Origin of the sequence: Buttiauxella izardii (genome assembly GCF_003601925.1) — a bacterium.
GTDB lineage: Bacteria > Pseudomonadota > Gammaproteobacteria > Enterobacterales > Enterobacteriaceae > Buttiauxella > Buttiauxella izardii.
In genome coordinates, this window is the sequence record NZ_QZWH01000010.1 from 16,004 (window position 1) to 34,259 (window position 18,256).

Annotated in this window: 20 protein-coding genes and 1 tRNA gene; 2 read left to right on the top strand and 19 right to left on the bottom strand. The window is 50.8% G+C overall.

The features are described from left to right. Positions 1-3: 3 nt before the first annotated feature. The 19 genes from D6029_RS06640 to D6029_RS06735 form a co-directional block, all read right to left on the bottom strand. Entirely contained in the window at positions 4-2,817 is a 2,814-nt protein-coding gene (locus D6029_RS06640; protein WP_120064007.1) for a transglycosylase SLT domain-containing protein, read from the bottom strand. Further along, entirely contained in the window at positions 2,817-4,166 is a 1,350-nt protein-coding gene (locus tag D6029_RS06645) for a phage DNA ejection protein (RefSeq protein WP_120064008.1), read from the bottom strand. Before D6029_RS06645 ends, D6029_RS06640 begins: the two co-directional genes overlap by 1 nt. An 8-nt stretch (positions 4,167-4,174) precedes the next feature. Next, complete coding sequence (locus tag D6029_RS06650) at positions 4,175-4,819, bottom strand: DNA transfer protein (RefSeq protein ID WP_120064009.1); 645 nt, start codon at positions 4,817-4,819, stop codon at positions 4,175-4,177. After that, positions 4,813-5,274 carry a DUF2824 family protein gene (locus tag D6029_RS06655; RefSeq protein ID WP_120064010.1) on the bottom strand — a complete coding sequence of 154 codons (462 nt, stop codon included), beginning with the start codon at positions 5,272-5,274 and terminating at the stop codon, positions 4,813-4,815. The genes D6029_RS06650 and D6029_RS06655 overlap by 7 nt, the downstream gene beginning before the upstream one ends. Positions 5,275-5,294: 20 nt before the next feature. Beyond that, positions 5,295-5,462, bottom strand: coding sequence for a hypothetical protein (locus D6029_RS22500; RefSeq protein WP_167455978.1), 168 nt, complete (start codon positions 5,460-5,462; stop codon positions 5,295-5,297). 176 nt (positions 5,463-5,638) lie between these two features. After that, on the bottom strand, positions 5,639-5,887 hold the full coding sequence (locus D6029_RS06660) for a PerC family transcriptional regulator (RefSeq protein ID WP_120064011.1): 249 nt from the start codon (positions 5,885-5,887) through the stop codon (positions 5,639-5,641). Between the two features lie 36 nt (positions 5,888-5,923). Then, positions 5,924-6,358 carry a single-stranded DNA-binding protein gene (locus D6029_RS06665; protein ID WP_120064012.1) on the bottom strand — a complete coding sequence of 145 codons (435 nt, stop codon included), beginning with the start codon at positions 6,356-6,358 and terminating at the stop codon, positions 5,924-5,926. 202 nt (positions 6,359-6,560) lie between these two features. After that, the gene (locus tag D6029_RS06670; RefSeq protein WP_120064013.1) at positions 6,561-9,329 is read right to left on the bottom strand and encodes a DUF927 domain-containing protein; all 2,769 of its coding nucleotides are present in this window, start codon (positions 9,327-9,329) and stop codon (positions 6,561-6,563) included. Further along, positions 9,316-9,708: a hypothetical protein gene (locus D6029_RS06675; protein ID WP_120064014.1), complete on the bottom strand. Its 393-nt coding sequence runs from the start codon at positions 9,706-9,708 to the stop codon at positions 9,316-9,318. The genes D6029_RS06670 and D6029_RS06675 overlap by 14 nt, the downstream gene beginning before the upstream one ends. Continuing rightward, complete coding sequence (locus D6029_RS06680) at positions 9,705-9,932, bottom strand: hypothetical protein (protein ID WP_120064015.1); 228 nt, start codon at positions 9,930-9,932, stop codon at positions 9,705-9,707. The genes D6029_RS06675 and D6029_RS06680 overlap by 4 nt, the downstream gene beginning before the upstream one ends. After that, entirely contained in the window at positions 9,929-10,156 is a 228-nt protein-coding gene (locus D6029_RS06685) for a hypothetical protein (RefSeq protein ID WP_120064016.1), read from the bottom strand. Before D6029_RS06685 ends, D6029_RS06680 begins: the two co-directional genes overlap by 4 nt. Beyond that, positions 10,153-11,442, bottom strand: coding sequence for an ash family protein (locus tag D6029_RS22795; protein WP_472297466.1), 1,290 nt, complete (start codon positions 11,440-11,442; stop codon positions 10,153-10,155). The genes D6029_RS06685 and D6029_RS22795 overlap by 4 nt, the downstream gene beginning before the upstream one ends. Continuing rightward, the gene (locus D6029_RS06705; RefSeq protein WP_120064017.1) at positions 11,435-12,277 is read right to left on the bottom strand and encodes an antA/AntB antirepressor family protein; all 843 of its coding nucleotides are present in this window, start codon (positions 12,275-12,277) and stop codon (positions 11,435-11,437) included. Before D6029_RS06705 ends, D6029_RS22795 begins: the two co-directional genes overlap by 8 nt. Positions 12,278-12,290: 13 nt before the next feature. Then, positions 12,291-12,722, bottom strand: coding sequence for a hypothetical protein (locus D6029_RS06710; protein WP_120064018.1), 432 nt, complete (start codon positions 12,720-12,722; stop codon positions 12,291-12,293). Next, positions 12,722-12,919 (bottom strand): helix-turn-helix transcriptional regulator, encoded by a 198-nt coding sequence (locus D6029_RS06715; RefSeq protein ID WP_120064019.1) that lies wholly within the window; start codon positions 12,917-12,919, stop codon positions 12,722-12,724. The genes D6029_RS06710 and D6029_RS06715 overlap by 1 nt, the downstream gene beginning before the upstream one ends. Before the next feature lie 230 nt (positions 12,920-13,149). Continuing rightward, positions 13,150-13,986, bottom strand: a complete 837-nt coding sequence (locus tag D6029_RS06720; RefSeq protein WP_120064020.1) for a hypothetical protein — start codon at positions 13,984-13,986, stop codon at positions 13,150-13,152. Between the two features lie 132 nt (positions 13,987-14,118). Then, a complete protein-coding gene (locus tag D6029_RS06725; RefSeq protein ID WP_120064021.1) occupies positions 14,119-15,345 on the bottom strand; it encodes a tyrosine-type recombinase/integrase in 1,227 nt (408 codons plus the stop codon). Between the two features lie 166 nt (positions 15,346-15,511). Then, positions 15,512-15,586, bottom strand: a tRNA-Arg gene (locus tag D6029_RS06730). 222 nt (positions 15,587-15,808) lie between these two features. Next, a complete protein-coding gene (locus D6029_RS06735; RefSeq protein WP_418230248.1) occupies positions 15,809-16,774 on the bottom strand; it encodes a formate/nitrite transporter family protein in 966 nt (321 codons plus the stop codon). Positions 16,775-16,979: 205 nt separating this feature from the next. Here D6029_RS06735 and ccmA point away from each other — a divergent pair, with 205 nt between their 5' ends. Together ccmA and ccmB are read left to right on the top strand one after the other, a co-directional pair. Then, positions 16,980-17,588, top strand: coding sequence for a cytochrome c biogenesis heme-transporting ATPase CcmA (gene ccmA / locus D6029_RS06740; RefSeq protein WP_120064022.1), 609 nt, complete (start codon positions 16,980-16,982; stop codon positions 17,586-17,588). Continuing rightward, entirely contained in the window at positions 17,585-18,244 is a 660-nt protein-coding gene (gene ccmB, locus D6029_RS06745) for a heme exporter protein CcmB (protein ID WP_120064023.1), read from the top strand. Before ccmA ends, ccmB begins: the two co-directional genes overlap by 4 nt. Positions 18,245-18,256: the final 12 nt, after the last annotated feature.

Genomic DNA, 18,256 nt, shown 5'->3' on the forward strand with positions numbered 1-18,256 from the left:
ATTTTACTTCTCGTGCGAATCTCCTGATAGCCAGCCAATAATGCCCACTCTGGCTATCTTCTCTTTCTCCGCTGCTGGAAGTACCCGGTTAAACTCCTTCCATGCATGAAGCTGGGACAGGCGCTTATCAAAGTGATTGACGATCTTATCCTGAGTTGCTGCTGGTGGCTTAGTTCTGGCAGCCGCGACCATATCTTTCCATACAGGGCTGGTCATTAAATCCTGAACCGCCTCGGCTCCGGTTCTTCTCGTCGCTGCCTTGGCCCCCATATGAGAAGCAATGGATGTATTAAGTACCGGGCCCACCACCGGAACATGCCCCATTGCTGTTGCGATTAATGCCATCTTCCCGTGCTTTGATAACTGGTCAACAAATCCCCCTGGCTGGTCAAATTTTTGGAGGAACCCGTTTAGCTTGCCGTTCGGAATATGGAAACGGTTAGTTGCCTTAACCTCACGCCCGAAAGTATAAAAACTCTCAAGCTCGCGCATTGTCTGTGGTGGAAGCTCTTTCGCCAGCAGTCGCACCGTCCCTTTGCGCTTCAGCTCACCATAGAAATCTACCAGCCCATTGATGTTTTCAGCCAAATCAGAGCGGCTACCTTTCCGCAGCATGTCGCGCATTCCGGTAGCAATGAGCTGGCTACGCATCTCTTTGTCAGGCATCGAGCGCATAAGCTGAGTGAATGGCTTTGTATTGCCGCTATACAGTCCATCAAGGGCGTTCTTGGCCTTAACCGTCACATCTCCTGTGAGATCTTTACCAAGCAGATTATGAACGCGCTTTTCCATCATCTTACGCTGTGCGGTAACGGCATTGGCGGCCTTTATCTGATCTCCAAACCCAGCCGCAATTGCTACAGAGTCACGATCTTTGGAAAGCACTGAATAAAGCTGGCTGAGGTTTCTTTCCTCTGTACTGCCAAAAAGAGTTTTCGATTTATCCAGCTCAGCGCCAACGAGTGACCTCATATTTTTCAGGCGTTGATAGGTTAATGGGCCGCTGTTCTCTGACATGGGCGATATGGCGTCATACACCTTTTTTTCGACCGTAGAGAGGTGTTGATACCCGCCAACATCATCAGCCATGGTATCAAGCGCATTACGTGTATTAACCGCGTCAACCTGTGTACGTGGCGATAGTCCCTCATTCACTGGTTTATAAAGCTCGTCCTCTTTGGCCTTCAATGCTTTTCGCGTGGTTTCAAAACTGGTTTTGAATTTATCGTCCATCGCCAGTCTGTCAGGCATCGCCCCGGCATCATCAATTATCTTTGATGCTCGCTCCGAGATACGTTTAATACTGTCGCGCTTCACTGCTGCCAGCGCCGATTCATCCTGAGAGGCAAGACCCATCTGCACAGCTTTAAATGCGTCATTGCCTGATGTGTACGCCTCAAGCATATCGTTGGGATCAAGGCCGAGTTGTTTAGCGGCATCTATAGTTTCTTGCTTCGGCTGGATATCGTTAATCACCTCAGCAATACGCCCTTCATTGCCAGACTGAGCCGCTTTTCCGTAGCTGGCTGCCGTCGCGTTAGTTGTTTCAGGCCCCGCTTGGGTAACGTTTGGCGCGGTAGCCATATCGGGCGCTGCTGCGTTCATTGTGGACTGTGCGCCAGCATCAGCATCCTGACCGGCACCACGAATAGCATTAACAACCTTCTGCCCACTTCTTACCATCGCTCTACCAGCCGTGGATCCAGCAAGCCCCAGCGCGGTTTCCTGTGCAAACTTAGCTGGGTCAATTTGTCCATTCTCTTGCGAGGCCACCAGCGTACCCGGCAAGTTTTCAGACAGCATACCTGCAACCTGTGTGGCTGCTCGTTGTGCGCGGGGAGCATTTGCAACTGAGGCAGTTGCGGCTGCGGTTTTTTCTGCGGCCACTCCGGGTATCAGGTACGGGCCAATCTCCTCCCCAATTTTTGCGTAAGGGTCTGTCGGACGGTCAACAGGACGTGATACAGGTGAAAGCGGAATGTATGTGCCATCACCCATGCCAAGCTGCTTTCCTGCCCATGCTCCTGCTGATTGGGCCGCATTCATCACCCCGATCCCGGCATCCATCACATCAAACGGTATGTTTGCAATTCCGCGAGCAGCCTGCTCCGGCGCGGCCTTCATTTCTGGCGACAGATACTCCATTTCTGGATTCAGATTCGACTGCGCAACCTCTGGTTGCTGCTCGCCAGGGGAAGTATTAGACAGGAACTGCGCGCGCTTTTCTTCCCATGAGCTTGCTGTTGGTCTTCCCGCCTGCTGATTGGTGAATTGCGCACGCCTGGATTCCCAAGCTGATGTATCACCTACAGCCGAGATAGCATTATCCAGCTCACCATAATCAGGCTGCTGGAGTTCCTTTCGTGCTGGACGCTTTGCAGACTGAGCATACTGAAGTGCTTCGCTATCTTCGGGAATAATCCCCGCATCTGAAAACTTCTGGAGATAGTTGGCGGTTTCATCTGGCAGGGTCGTTTTGCCGTTTCTGACAGCGTTCATTCTGCCATTGCCGGAGTTGTATCCAGCTATAGCCATACCAATATCGCCAAACCTTTTCATTCCACGGTTAAGGTGTGCGGCTGCGATGCTCAGTTGCTGCTTGTAGGGTAATGAAGCAGGGTCTACGCCACTCATCCCGGCGTCGGTCATAGCAGAGGGCATCAACTGTGCATAACCGCGAGCACCTTTGCTGGATGTGACATCTCCTTTTCCCCCAGACTCTGTATGAACAAGAGTTTCCATTGTTCCCTGCGGGAAGCCGTATTTGTTGTCGAGATTTCTGGCGAATGACGCCTGTGAATCATTCAATCTCGCCATTACATGCCACCATTGAGCTGTGCCTGATAATAACCCTCTGGCAGGTAGCCATGAGCCGTGACGTACTCTTTCACCAGTGAAGGATCTTGCATCAACATCTGAACATCTGTGGTTTCGTCTTTTGATTTAGTGACCGGGATACCAAGATCGGATATCTGGCGCTTTTGCATGCGCATAATAGCGTTTTGGCTTTTATTCAATTCCCGCACAAAGTCAGTGTTGCTGGTGGCATTTTTCAGGCCAGTCTGTGCTTGCATTAGCGCCGTTCGCTCCCCCTCTGTTGGGTTCCCACCAAACGTACCGCGCAGGGCTGGAAGCACCACCTTCAGGTTGTATTCGTTTGATTTGGCAGCAAGCGTTTTAGTGTCGTCTGATAAATTCGGTAATACACCGAGCACTCCACCCTGGTTGCGACTTACCGCGGTAGGGTGAGCTCCAACAATTGAGGAGAGTTCTCGGCCCACGCCGAGAGCCTGATTCAGGCTGTCGAGATTGCCAGCCACAGTATTGATTTTGTCAGTCTGTTTTTCAGTCTTCGCCTGCTGAACCTTCGTTATCTCGTTATTAATTTTCTCACGTTCAACATCATTGGTTTCCTTGCCAAGACGGGCTTTGAGAACCATTTCACGAGTTCTAAGCTGGTTGTCAGACTGAGCCTTATATTGATCCAGGTCTAAACGCTCATCACCTTGTCTTACAACCTGCACAGCGTTATAGGCATTAGTGTTGGCATTTTGCTGTGCCACGCCCTGCGCTTGCTGCTTATCTCTCACGCCAAAATAGCTGTTAGGGTCAGCGTGAAGATGAATAAGGTCTGTCATCTGGTTAAAGCCTTGCGGGTTCTGTTGCCATGACTGATAAACCTCTTGAGGGGTCAAGCCAAGACGCTGTAATACTGGTTCAGCTCCTTGTGCCGCATTAATCACGGCTTGCGGGTCGTTACTTTGTGATGCCAGGCGAAGATTCATCGCAGCGCTGGCAGTTTGCTTGTTCTGCTCGGCATCAACGAAACCCATTTGCTTTTGGGCATCCTCCAGGAATTGAGGGTATTGCGCGAATAGTTTTTGTACTGCCTCCTTATCGTTATTTGCTACTGCCGCACCCACCTTGGATTGGTAGTCTTTCTTTTGCTGCGCCATTTCCGCTTGCTGCAAACCCATTCGGACATCACCAAATCCCTTTACCGCCTGTAATCCAATATTGTTCTGGCCTGCACGCTCCCGGTCGTTGTTGTCACGGATGTATGCCATAGTCCGATCAACATCACTGGCTTGCGGTGCGTTGGTATTATTCATCCCAATGCCACCAAGCAAGCCACCTGGATTACCATTTTGTTGCCATGTAGCCATTTCTCACCTCAGAATAAAGTTGATGCTCCGCCGATCACGCCGCCAGCTATCGCTCCGTATGGCCCACCAATCTGCGCACCCATTGCGGCCCCAGAAGCGGCTCCCATTGCAAAGCCGCCGAGTTTAGATGGCTTGTTAGCATTAGCTGCGGAAATTCCCGCCTGCTGCTGCGCTAACTGCCCGGCATTGTTGGCGTAGGATTGCCCGGCATTCATCTGCCCGGTTAACGCGCCGAATCCCATATTCGCCAAGTTTTGATAGTTATTCATCTGACCACCAAGCCAGGCCTGCCCAAGTGTTGGAGCAATAGATGCCATCTGGTTGCTGGTTGCCGTGGAACCAAGCCCTCCAGTTGCCTCTGCTGCTGCCAAATTCTGATAGCGAGCCTGATCTGCCATCATTTTGTATTGGTCAGAATTGTAAAACTGCCCTAAAGCATTAGCCTGACCGCCAAGAGTGGATAAATTCTGTAACTGGCTAACCCCCTCCTGTGCAAGTGGCGTGAACGGGGCAAGATTTGCCAGCGTCGTCTGCCATTGCTCACGTTGAAGCTGAGTAGCCTTTTCTGTTGCCTTGGCAGCGCCTCCATCCCCGCCACCTTTGCAGTAGACGGCCTTGTTGAGATGCTTGCTTGCGATTTGATGAATTAGCATTTGATTAGATCCTTGTACTGATTGCGGCAGAGTTGATACAACGTCACCCCTACAGGGTTTCCGTTGCTGATGTAGGCATCATCAAGGTGTCCAACGCGAGTTGCGCCAAGCAAGCGGATAATTGCGCGTCCGTATTTGGTTGTATCGGGAACCATGGTGATGCTGTTTGTGAAAGGGGAGTTTTCGAGAAGCCATTTGCAGAATAAGCGGTGTCCCTGGAGAGCATATTCACCACGGAAACCGGGGGAGTAGATGGCGTGGCATTCAACTACCATATGCCAGAAGCTGCGCACCTCATGGACTCCGACAAGTAACACGCCCTCGTACACGCCAAGGTAAAGCGCTTCAGGTTTTATCAGGTAGCTCCCCCCTGTACCCACAATATTTCCTGTATTGCTGCGGTCATTGAGAAAGGCCTGTAAGCGCAATGGGTCATCAATGATTTTTAGTTTCATGCGCTATCTCCTGACGGATTTCACATCGCTGAAGCTAGGGCTTTATTCACCAGGCTACGCACAATGGCATTAAGTGAAGGAGCCAGATTAAGCGGCGATTTGCTGCGTTCTTCGTCCTGAATGCGCTTAACTTCTGCCATTTGCTCTTTGGTGAGTAACACCGGTTTAAAGTTTGGGTTCTGTGCCATTTCATGCCTCTCTCTGTATGTTTATACAGGTCAATAATATTTCATAAAACGCAACGTAACAAACAATCATTGCAAATTATGCAATACAAGGCCGTAAAAAAAGCCACCGTTCTGGTGGCCTGTGAAGTAGCGCTGGTATCTGGAAACATCAGCAAAATATTTTGCCGGTGATAAGGCTAATTCTTTTTGCCGGATAGCCGGAATGCTTCTCCGCCTGGCTGCGCTATTCCCATGCGGTGCTGTGTCTCTTTTGCTGCTCTGCTTAGGCCACCAAAGTTCTCTGCCTGCTGCGGTGGCAGCCTGGCGAGATCAATACATCTGGCTCTGCGTGATGCTATCCACTCCCGATCGTTCTCACTGGCGCACTGCTCGAGCACTTCCAGCCAGCGTGATGCGGCACGGCGGTATAACCTTTTTGCTTCCAGTTCTTCGGCCGTCTTTCACCATCTCTCTTTCCCTTGTCAGAACGGCGCTTCATCGTCAAGCTGTGGGCGCTGGTCAAATTCATCACTCTGCTGCTGGCTGGCATGATTCAGGGCGCTGGTGGCCTGACCTTGTGAGCCTTTCTTACCACCGGGACGTGCTGTCCTGGCGCTAATCACGCTGTCGGCTATAACCTGCGGCTGCTCCTTCTGTACGCCGTCCTGTCCTGCCCACTGGTTTAACTGCATGTTGCCGGCAACGCTTATCAGATCGCCTTTCTGGTGCTTCGCCAGCAGTTCGGCCTGTTTGCCAAATGCCACAACGCCCAGCCAGTAAGTGGCTTCACCGTTCGGTCCCGTATGGCAGGGCAGAGATACCGCTAGTCGCGCCATTGTCATTTGCTTGTCGTTCGCTGTAGTGCGGGTCTGGGGATCTGCCACCAGCCGCCCGTATGCTGAAATCTGTGCTGTCATTTTTCATCTTCCTCATGATCTACGTGACATTGCCAAGGTAATTCAGGCCGCAATGGTCATTTTCTGGGATAACTTGGGATAACTTTGGGATAAATTGAATACTATTAACTAACTGTAATATAAGCATTCATATTTAACTTATCCCGCTATCCCACTTATCCCAGACATTTACTCGCGTATGAGAGATTTATAACTGGCTGGCTTAGTCTTCTTCAACATCCACCAGAACCACAAAGCGCTGCTGTGTGCCATTGATACTGATTGTGCGACTGTCAAGGCGTCCCTTTTCCTTCCGCACCAGCATTCCGGCATCATCAAGGGCTTCACCGCCCAGCTTCTTCTGAATACCAGCGAGGATCTCCGCTTCAAATACAGAAGGGATGACGTGATATTCCTTCCGGCCGTCTTCACGCCGACCATCCACCAGATACCCTGCAAGGTTCTGAATGCTCCGCGCATGGGTCTGATCCATGTTCCCATTGGTCTTGCTGGTGGTGTAAGGCTGGAAGCGTGACAGGCCGTAACGCTGAATAAAGTCACGAGCACGGGTTACCACCTGGTGTTTCTCACGATTACCCAAACCATAATTCTCCAGCCAGTCTTTGAAGCTCTGGCGAACGGCAGCGGCGCATTCCTCGGAGCCCCAACCGGTAAGCTGCGCGGATAAGGTGGCTGCTGCGTCGAGCAATGCAAAGCGAGTCGCCACACGCTTCACCTGCGCGGAGGCACCCTCTGGCAGGCTATCAAGCCACTCATTTTCCTTGCTACTCACCATCTGAATGGCAGTTTCTTTGTCTGCTGCGAGCAGAGCAATCCATTCACGCCCAACTGACCCGCAACAACGAGCTGCCTCTCGCTTAATCGCGCGAGAATGCTGATCGCCATCATCCATGCCGTTAAACTCCACGGTATCGATAAACGGCACACTCACCAGGCGCACCAGTTGCCCGGCCTTCGGACTCATGCCATGTTTGAGCATGAAGGTCTCAAAGTCTTCCTCGCCGGTACTAAGGGCTGAGACCGTCCAGCGCAACACCGCACGGTTTCCACCTTCCTTGGCACCCTGTACCTTTCCTACACCGTTAAAAAGGGTATAGGCGCTGGTGGATACCTGCTTTGCATCGCCTCCCTGACCGATTTCATCAATGGGTAAGAACCCATCGTTACGGGATGCCGCCTCCACAGTCATGCCGTAGGCCGTAGTGAACCAGGATAGTTTCAACATATCCGGGACGCCGTAGATGCTCGATGCCGCTTCCACTGTTGTTGTCTTCCCGGCTGAAGACTGAGCAAACAGGTGAATACCAAAGCAAGAACCACCCGCCAGGGAGTTAAGTGGTGCGGCAAAGGCCACCAGCGCTCCCAGCATCATTGACTGATTGCCACGCATCAGCGCGGCTACGTTCTCACGCCATTGTTTTGTATTACCACGCACTATATAACCCGCCACCGCAGACGTGCCGCCACAGAACGCCACAGGCATATCAGGAACACCGACAATCTCACCGTCAGGCATGACATAAGCGCCACAATGCCAACCCGCTGTTTGAGTTATCGTCCATGGCGTACGTTCACCACGTCTTTGCAGGTGATCACCCAGAATATCGAGCAATGATTTACGTGTAGTGATGTTCACCCCGCGAGAGCGCAGACGCCCCCATCCAGCAGGCTGTCCCACCTCGCGCCGTGGTACCGCTTCAAACATTACGGCACTGCTTCCCTCTGGTTTCAGGCGAATAACCAGATAGTTCTCGCGCCCGTCCTGACCGATCCCCACCGTTTCCAGCTCATCGCATAGCCATGTTTCTTTCTCGTCAATGTCGCCGGTATCGTTATTCACCTTGGGTTCAACCCAGAACAAACCGCCGTGTCGAGCAGATATATAGGGTTTCAGTTCCTCACGTTTAGGCTTGTTTCCTGCAACCAGCGTCAGCGTTGGAGCGGTGTTAGTGTTCATAGCGTACATCTCATTGTTAAAGGCGCTGGTGGCAGCGTCGATACCATGTAACTGGCGGTAATCGTCCCAGTCAGCTTTGCATTCCCCTGGTGGCATGGACACCCACCCTGAAACAGCTTTCGCTGCTTTTTCTGCCATAACTTTTCCAGTGTTTACCTTTGGCTTTCCCTGATCGTCCAGCTCACCGGGCTTATGCCAGTCGTTATCTGCACAAAGGACAATTCTTGCCTCCGGATATCTCCGACGCATAAGCTCAGCAATGTGGATCATGTTGCCAGCGTCTATTGCTGCCACCGCAAGCGCATCAGGCAGCATCAGGTGAGCCGTTAAGGTATTTGCCAGCCCTTCGCCAATTAAAACCATCTGCGGTGCTTCTGGTGCGTTTACAGCGTGATAAGCGCCTCGCTTGGCTGAGCCGTAGAGCACTTTCTTTTCACCATGCGGTGTAATTGTCTGCGCTGCGGTTACATCCCCTGACTCACCCACCAGCGCCAGCAGCAGTGAACCATCAGAGAGAGCCGGGTAAGTGAAGCCCCCCAGTCCTTTGGCTTTCAGGTATTCGCTTTCGCCCGGCGCGGCTTGTTCTGCCAGTGCCTGGTATCTGGTGGTGAAGGCATTACGGCGCTTTACCGCATCCTCTGCGGCTTTCTGGTCGCGTTCTTGTTCCCGCTGCTGGCGCTCTGCTTCCAGTTGCCCTTTGTTCTGGCTGGCTACCGGTTCGGCTGCCCGGTAATCAATACCCAACACACCTGCAACCAAACGGGCTGCTTCTGCGGCATCACAGCGATTCACTTTCTTCACCAGCTCGAGACCATCACCCGCACCACATACATTGCAGAAATGCGCACCGCGCCCATTATCATCAAAACGGAACCGGTCTTTGCCACCACAAGCTGGACAAGCAGCCTGCGCACGAGGTGAAGCGGGAACGTTTATATCCAGCATTGAGAGCACGTCAGGCCACTTACCGCGAGCGACCTCAGCTACCTCACGGATCACATCAATGTTTCGCATCACCGTACCCCGTGTAATCAACCGCCCTGGCTATGTAGTCCATCAGCGTTTTCCATTTAATCTGACCGTATTCAGAGAGCTGCCCCTCATCATCCAGCCACATATCAAACTCCGCTGAAGCCGTTAACTTCCATGCTTCCTTGTGCGCTAACTTCATCAGTGGAAGAAGGACGGCATCAATCAGTTCAGTCACATCTACCGGTTTGAGTTCTGTCTCAACCTCCCGGCCTTCTGGCGTATGTAGCGTGGTTGACTCAACACCATTCACATACAGGTTATGAACCCAGACAGCTCCGGCAATTCTGGCGACCTGCTTAGCCAGTTCATCACTCAGGGCGTACTCAGCCTTTTCAGATAGCGCGTTGGTTTGCTCGGTCATTTTGCGGCCCCCGGTTTTTCAGCTCGCTTCTGCTTTAAATCCCTTTCAGAAAGCGCATTCAACTGACTGGCAACGCGGTGAACCACGTCAAACACCGCTGACAGCGCCCACGCCTGCTCACTATCATCGTCGGAAGGCAAGGCATCGATTAACAGGCTCAAGATTGCCCGCGCTTTTTTCAGCTCATTTTCCTGCTGATCAATATCGGTAAATGAAATGCTCACGCCTGACCTCCCCGTGATTCGCTCTCAGTTTCCTGCACTCTTTCCAGATCTCTATAGGCTGAGCCAGCGAGTGAACGTATGCCACCAATTGCTCCTTCCATCACTGTTACGTCCAGTTGGTCACTGGCAAACTCGACAGCAAGCAGCAGGCACTCAATCTGCGAGACTCTTTGCATTGCTGCCTTGAATTGCGGAAGTTTGGTTATTGCATTATTCCATTTCATGCCACCACCTCCGGCAGTTGATTACCTTCCAGCAGACAATGCAGATCACGAATGGAGATATCGAAAAGACCAACGAGGGCAGCCAGGTATTTATCACGGTTATCTGAATCGCTTTCGAGAACATCGCGCATCAACTCAGCCAGTGAGATTAATTGCGCAGTGCGCTCTATAGGATCGACGGTTAAATCGTAGGTTTTAAGCATGTGACACCCCCTGTACGAGGATGCGACCAGCAAAGAAGCAAACATGGTCACGCGCAAGAACGCGGCGTGCTTCTTGTTCTGAAATAGCAGGGATATGGTGGATAACAGCTGTGATTGTCGGACAATCGCGGCGAACTGCGGCGATAATCCAGATAAATTCTGGTGTAACTTGGGCGAGGGTAGTAGCCATGAGGCAGCCTCCTTTGTGTGATTTAAATCACCACCGAAGAGACCAATCTTGCTGGTGGTGAGCTGGACAGAGTTGGTCTTACCGGACACAAAGGAACCCGGCGCTTCCGAAGAAGCCCCCATCCAGCCCACCATAATTTCGTGAGCGGCGCGGATTATAACCGCAACGCTGAAAAAAGTGTGAGCCAAACCGTCGACACAAAAAAAGACGCTAGGCGCGTCATGTGTCGCCTTTGTGTTATCCGGGAGACCAATCCCGGCACCAGATTTTGCTGGTGCGTCGTTACCGTATCCCATAGCAACGGATGGCTGCAAGCCCTTTTTTATGGTGCTGCGGAACTCGTCGCCCTTTTTTATGGACTCCGAAAACTCCCCTCGGGCGCGCGTACTTGTCGCGAAACCCCGCCCCTCGCGTAGTGACTTCAGAAAAACCTTCAAACACAGGCGCAGATTAGAACTGAAGTTTTCTGAAGGAGCTAATACACGGGAAGTCCTCGCGCGCGGGCGCGTACTGTTGCATAAACTCCCGCTCTCGCATTGTGATGTCCGAAAAACCTTCCCGTCTTGCGATATGACCCCGCATAAACCTTTGTCTGCTCGCGTAGTGACGTAATTAAAATCTTCAGCTCGCGTGATGATTTCCGAGAAACCTTCCGCTGCTCGCGTGGTGACCGTAATAAAACCTTGGCCACCACTCATCGCGCACTTATGGACATTAGGTTTTATAAGGTTTTCGATGTCAGGTTTTGACAGGTAATCAGCCAAACTTTCGGCTGATTTATCGTTAGGATTTGTTAGGAACTGAGCGGAATATTTCGCTGAGTCCTGGACCATAACATTTGATAACAGGCCAGCCAGGGAAAAGCCCTTATTCTGGACGGCAGCATTAAGCATGATTGGCTCCCAGACGCTTGGCTAACCAACGTTGAGACAAGCGAATAAGTTCAGCTTTGCGCTGGTCGTAGGCCATGCCCATATCGATCAGGGTGATGTTAGTGCTTTCCAGATATGTCAGGTGCTCAAGCTGCTCGGCAGTCATGCTGTCTCGAGGCTCACCGGCAATACCGCTAACCTGCGCCCACTGCTTAGCCGTCAGCCCGCCCAGCACAATGCGGGCGATCATGTTGCTTTCGTTGCTGTAATGGCGTGGCAATGTCTGCTTGCCCTGCTCAGCTCGAGCTGTATCGAGAGCGGCACACATTGGCTTAAACAGGTTTGCGGCACCAATACGGGCTTTAAGCTGACGGCGGTACTGCGCGGCAATCTCCGGAGCGCTGCGGCTTAACGCTTCCTCGCACTGGATGAAGTAACGGCGAACGGCGCGGCCCTGCTCGTTGCGCTCAACCATTGCCAACTCTTTAGCCATACTCAGAGAAAGACCATGATCTTTGCTGCGTCGGTCACCACCTCGCTTCGTTTTCCATCCCTCGCAATGCTGATTAAATTGTGTACTTTGGTTCCCCGGATTTGGGGAATCAAAAATCACGTAATCAACGCTTTGTTCAAATCCATACTCTTTAATGCGCTCGGCAAGCCACGTTGAATAATCACGCCCTACGCCCATTGCTTTATGTAACGCTTTCGCGCTCGCAATATTGGTTTCACGCCCGCCAATTTGACCGGAAATAACAGGAACAATGGCAGCAAAGTCATTATTGCTAATACCGCCCAGGCTGGTGGCTGGCTGAGGGGAGGCCTCAGAAGTTAATCTGCGTTTTTCGAGTTTCATATTTCAGGCTCCGTTATGCAGCGTTAAATGCGTCCGGGTAAAGGATAAGGATGTCGTCAATCTGTTGGGATGAAAGGCCGATATAACTCCCGGCACTGGCGTTACAGTTCACAAGTTGGATAACACGCATGGCATCAGCTCGGCAGGTAATGCGATAACGTAAGTGGCTACCGATACCATCCGGATTCTTCTCATCGATACGCTCCAGTTGAATATCAAGGCTGCGCTCTAACTCGGATCCATAGTTTCGCCCAGACGATAAGCGGCAATAGCGGAGAATATCGTTTTCAGTCCATCCCTCTATGCCAGTTCTGAGCATATACACGCGGGCGCGGTGCTTCTTAGGTGTGCGTTTGGTTGGTTGAATGGTGCTGGTGGCGGGCGTAATATCAGACATGCGAGTATCTGACAAAGCCGTCTGCAGTTCTGGGCGGTTATTTTCCATTACGCCACCTCGCCACGAGATTCAGCAATGCGCTGATTAATCCACTCATCTACTTCACTTTCAATGAATGCGATTGAGCGTGAGCCAATTTTAATTGCGGCAGGAAAACGCTTCTCGCTCATCAGGCGATATAACCACGCCTTGCTGTAACCTGTGCGTTTTTGAACTTCGGAGAATCGAATTAGTGATTGCGACATATTTACCTCGTGGCGTCTATTACGGTTTGCCAGTACATTCAAACAGAAAAAAGCTGTGCTTTGTGGAAGTCAGAGTGAATTAGATGGAAGCCGTAATTACTTTATTTGGAAGTGAAATATGGTGGTTTTAGGAGTGGGGAGGCAGTTTTGGAAGAGGTTTCTAGATGAATAAAAAAAACACTACAGAAATTGGAAGTCACCCAGCCTAAGTGACTTCCTTGCAACCATTATCACTCTTCCAGCTTGGTGAGATTACGATCTAAGGCTGTATTCAATAGGTCTCTTAACGCTCTGTCTGTCAATGTGGTTCCAAGGCCAAAATCATTGATTGCTTTCTTGGCACTTTCCGCAATCGCAGATTTATTCATTTTTCCGGCACGAACATATTTTCCACCAGCCTTTTCCAGTGCGACGGCCATGCCAGCAATCATTAACAATGCGGTTTCTCTTCCATGAAATTCTTGCCATTGAGCACCCATTTCATTTTTTGGACAATTGTCACTGTTATCAGATGTCACAGTGCAATTATCTTCTAGCGAGTCTAGCGAGCTGCTGTTATATGTAAGTATTATCTTTTTAATTGACGGGGTAGAAAGATTCGCAATTGAAGGTGGGAGGGTGGGGAATTTTATTGATTTAAGAAATAACACAAACTCAGTTGCTTTTATACCAACATCATAATCATGAAAATCATGATTCCCGATTTGTTTTATAATTACAATTCGTTCGGTTTTCCAATTTTTTCGATATTCTTCATACGTTGGATACCCTAGCTTAACAATATTTTTGGCCCGTTCTGCAACTCCAGCTGGGAGAGGGCAAACCCATGTTTTAGCGACTCGTTCTAACACGTCAAGTGTTTCCTTGTGTGTTAACCCAACAAAGCCATCAGTAATATCATAATGATATAAATTCAGGTTCATATCGAATGGGATTTCTAATTCTCGATGTAAAGATGCTGCGACTTCATTTGGTGTCACCGTCTCAAGATAAGCAATTTCGTGAATTATTTGAAATAACGGAATAAATTCGCTACGTTCATTTTCAATTTGTTTAAAAAAATTCATCGCGCCACCTCACGCCCTCTAATATTAGGGGCTATGCCAGCCCGCAGAGGTGTGCGGGTTTTCGGGGATCAGCCTAGACATAGCCTTATTCTGTATCGTCTACTAAAGTCTACTACGGTCTTTTTTTACTGTCTATCCATCCAGTGATGCTAATTTCCCAAATGTGCCATGTACCACATTCCCGCCTCGTTCTAGGCTATCCATATAGTCGGCATACCACTGAAGCATTTCCCGGCGACCATCCAGATATTGGGCATGGTTGTACGTGCCACGGATGGAGTTCTTATCAACGTGAGCGAGCTGCGTTTCAATCCAGGCAGTGTTGTATCCCTGTTCATGCAGAATGGTACTCATGGTGTGGCGGAAGCCGTGGCCTGTTGCTTTCCCATCATAGCCAATGCGTTTAATCACTTGGTTTATGCTGGCTTCACTCATTGGTTTGCCAGCATCGTTACGCCCGGGGAATACATACTTTCCGCGTCCGGTAAGCTGGTGGATATCTTCAAGCAAAGATTTTGCCTGTCTGGATAATGGCACAACGTGGGGACGTCTCATCTTCATCCGTTCGGCGGGGATCTGCCAGATACCTTTTTCAAAGTCGATATCAGACCACTCTGAAGCACGTAGCTCAATTGTTCTCAATCCGGTGAGCATCAATAGGCGCGTACCGTTGCGAGTCAGCCGGCTTCCGCTGTAGTCATTCAAGGATGAGAGAAATGCTGGTATTTGCTCAACTTTCAAGTGAGGAAAGTGGCTTTGCTTTGGCGTGAGAAGCGCTCCTGATAAATCAGACACCGGGTTGTGCTTGGCTTTGCCAGTGATAATGGCAAAGGTATAAATCTGCTTACATGCCTGTCTGACTTTTTTCAGCTTGTGCAGAACATTGCGCAATTCCATCTTGCGCAGCACTTCCAGCATGTCGGTGGGTGTCAGGCTGGTAATGTCGGCTTTGCCAATAAATGGGAATACATCCATTTCAAGGCATGCCAGCATTGAATCGGCATACTCTTTCGTCCACTTTGCAGATTTATATACATGCCATTCCAAAGCGACAGACTTGAAAGAGTTAATAACAGCCCGCTCCTTCTCTCGCTTCTCTTCCTGCTTTAACGCTCCCGGATCACCACCAGCAGCAATTACCCTTTTTGCCTCGTCGCGCTTTACTCTGGCATCAGCCAAAAGCACATCAGGGTATACCCCCACAGCAAGCAGTTTTTCTTTGCCTGCAGCACGATACTTTAGCCGCCAGTACTTAGATCCATTCGGATTCACTAACAGATATAGGCCGCCACCATCTGCCAACTTATACGGCTTATCTTTTCCCTTGGCGGTGCTTACCTGGCGGGCATTAAGTTTCATGTTGGGGGTATCTCATTTCATTGAACGGGAAGCTACCCCCAAATGTACCCCCATATGACTGTAGATTTCAATAGATGTTAGTAGACGTTGAGATACTGGGATATGGCTATATAGGTTGATTTATTGGGGTTTTACAGACTTAAGTAGACGGCAGGATGTGTGTGAATGGTGTCCCCTGCAGGAATCGAACCTGCAACTAGCCCTTAGGAGGGGCTTGTTATATCCATTTAACTAAGAGGACAAATACCCTTCATACTTCAAGTTGTCTGTGCGTTGGCTTCCTCGTTCACCCCAGTCACTTACTGGAGTAAGCTCCAGGGGATTCACTGCGTCGCCGCCTTCATACAACTCGAATTATTTTGGGTATTTATACCCAACAAACAGGTATTGCGGGCAGTAGTATACCCGCTTTTGGCTTGCCGTTAAGGGGCTGGCCTGCTGATTGCCTGAAACGTAACCAGTTTTATGTGCGCCGCGTCTGCTTTTCGCTTTTGTCCGGTTCTGCGCCGCCTTCAACTTCCTGTTTGCGTTTCGCTTTAGCTTTCGCCTCGGCTTTTTTCTTGTTGCTCATATCGTTACGGATTTGCGCGTGGCTTATCAGCGCGAAGATAAACGTGCCGCCGCAAATGTTGCCCGCAAGGGTTGGCAGGGCGAACGGCCAGAAGAATTCGCTCCAGTGAATGGTGCCGTTAAAGACGAGGTAGAGGATTTCCACCGAGCCGACCACGATATGAGTTAAATCACCGAGCGCGACCAGCCAGGTCATGATGATGATCACCACGATTTTTGCCGCCCCCGCAGACGGGAACATCCACACCATGGTGGCGATAATCCAGCCGGAAATAATCGCGTTGGCGAACATCTCCCCCGGCGTGTTGTGCATCACATCCATGCCGATAGAAACGAACGCATCGCGGGTTTCTTCGTCAAATATCGGCATATATTCAAACGCATAAGCCGCAAGGCCGGTGCCGATAATGTTCCCCAACAGAACCATGCCCCATAATCGCATCAACAGCAGGAAGTTGCTGCCGCTCGGCTTTTGCATCACGGGCAGGACGGCGGTAACGGTGTTTTCAGTAAACAGTTGTTGGCGCGCCATAATGACGATGATAAAGCCAAAGGTGTAGCCGAGGTTTTCGAGTAAGAAACTGCCGGGCACGCCTTCGAGATTGACGTGAAATATCCCTTTTGCCAGCAGCGATGCGCCCATCGATAACCCGGCGGCAACCGCTGACCAAAACAGCGCCATTGCGTCGCGTTCCAGCTCCTTTTCCCCGTCCTGGCGAATGTGTTCGTGAATCGCCATTGCCCGCGATGGCAGTTGTTCCTCGTCTACTTCAATTTCTTCCCCGTGATCTTTTTCGTCACTTTCGACCTCAATTTCATCGGTGGACTTGTTGATTTTTTCTTCTTTAATTTCACCCATTTTTAAGGCCACTCACTCATTATTGACTCATCTAAGCGTAGCGGCTTTTGGCGTTGTTCCCCGCCTTGCGGGCTAAATTGAGATAATTTTGATCTCGGGTGTGCGGATTACCTCTTTTGGAGTACCGCAGCGGCGCTAGCCCAACTGGAGCAAAGCCTCTGATGTGTTATGATTTTGCATCCCGAGACAAGGAGCGACTCCCCAAATGCTAGAAGCGATTAACCTGACCTGCATCCGCGATGACCGCACGTTATTTAGCGAGCTGTCGTTTAGCGTATCGCCAGGTGAGATGGTGCAAATCGCGGGCAAAAATGGCGCGGGGAAAACGTCACTGTTGCGGATTCTGGCGGGGCTTGCGCAGGTGGAAGAAGGCGAAGTCAAGTGGCAGGGCGAAGGTTTATCCCGCGCACGTTATCAATATCATCAGGATTTGCTGTGGCTTGGGCATCAGCCTGGCATCAAAACCGTTCTTACCGCATTTGAAAATCTGAGCTTTTATCACGCTCAAAGCGCGGAATCCCTACGTTGGCAAGCACTCACTGAAGTGGGTTTGTTGGGTTTTGAAGATGTGCCGGTTAACCAACTTTCTGCCGGGCAGCAGCGTCGAGTGGCGCTGGCGCGTTTGTGGTTAAGTTCGCAAAAACTCTGGATTCTGGATGAGCCTTTTACCGCGATTGATGTGACGGGCGTAGAAAAACTCACTCGCCAGTTACAGCGCCACACCGAAAATGGCGGCATGGTGATTCTTACTACGCATCAGCCGTTGGCGGTTGAGAAGGTTCGTCAGATTCATTTGCAGGAGATCCTGGCATGATGCGCCGAATTTTCCTGCATGAGCTGCGCGTGGTGTTCCGCAAAGGCGCGGAAATCGCCAATCCTCTGTGGTTCTTTCTGATTGTTATCACCCTGTTTCCTTTGGGAATTGGCCCGGAGCCGCAGCTTCTGGCGCGTATTGCGCCGGGCGTGATTTGGGTAGCGGCGCTGCTGGCGTCGTTACTGGCGATGGACAGATTATTTCGTGATGACTTCCAGGATGGCACGCTTGAGCAACTGATGCTGTTGCCGATCCCTTTGCCGATGGTGGTGTTAGCGAAAGTGACCGCTCACTGGGTGGTGACGGGGTTGCCGCTGCTGATCCTCTCGCCGCTCGCCGCATTGCTGTTAGGTATGGATTTTTACGGCTGGCAGGTGATGGCGCTGACGCTGCTTATTGGGACGCCGACATTGAGTTTCCTCGGCGCGCCGGGCGTGGGTTTAACGGTGGGATTACGGCGCAGCGGCGTGCTGCTGAGTTTGCTGGTTTTACCGCTCACGATTCCGCTGCTGATTTTTGCCACTGCGGCGATGGATGCGGCTTCTATGCATCTTCCGGTCGATGGGTATCTGGCCATTTTAGGTGCGCTGCTGGCGGGCAGTGCGACGTTAAGCCCGTTTGCGACAGCGGCGGCGCTACGTGTGAGTATTCAATAATTAAAAATGTCG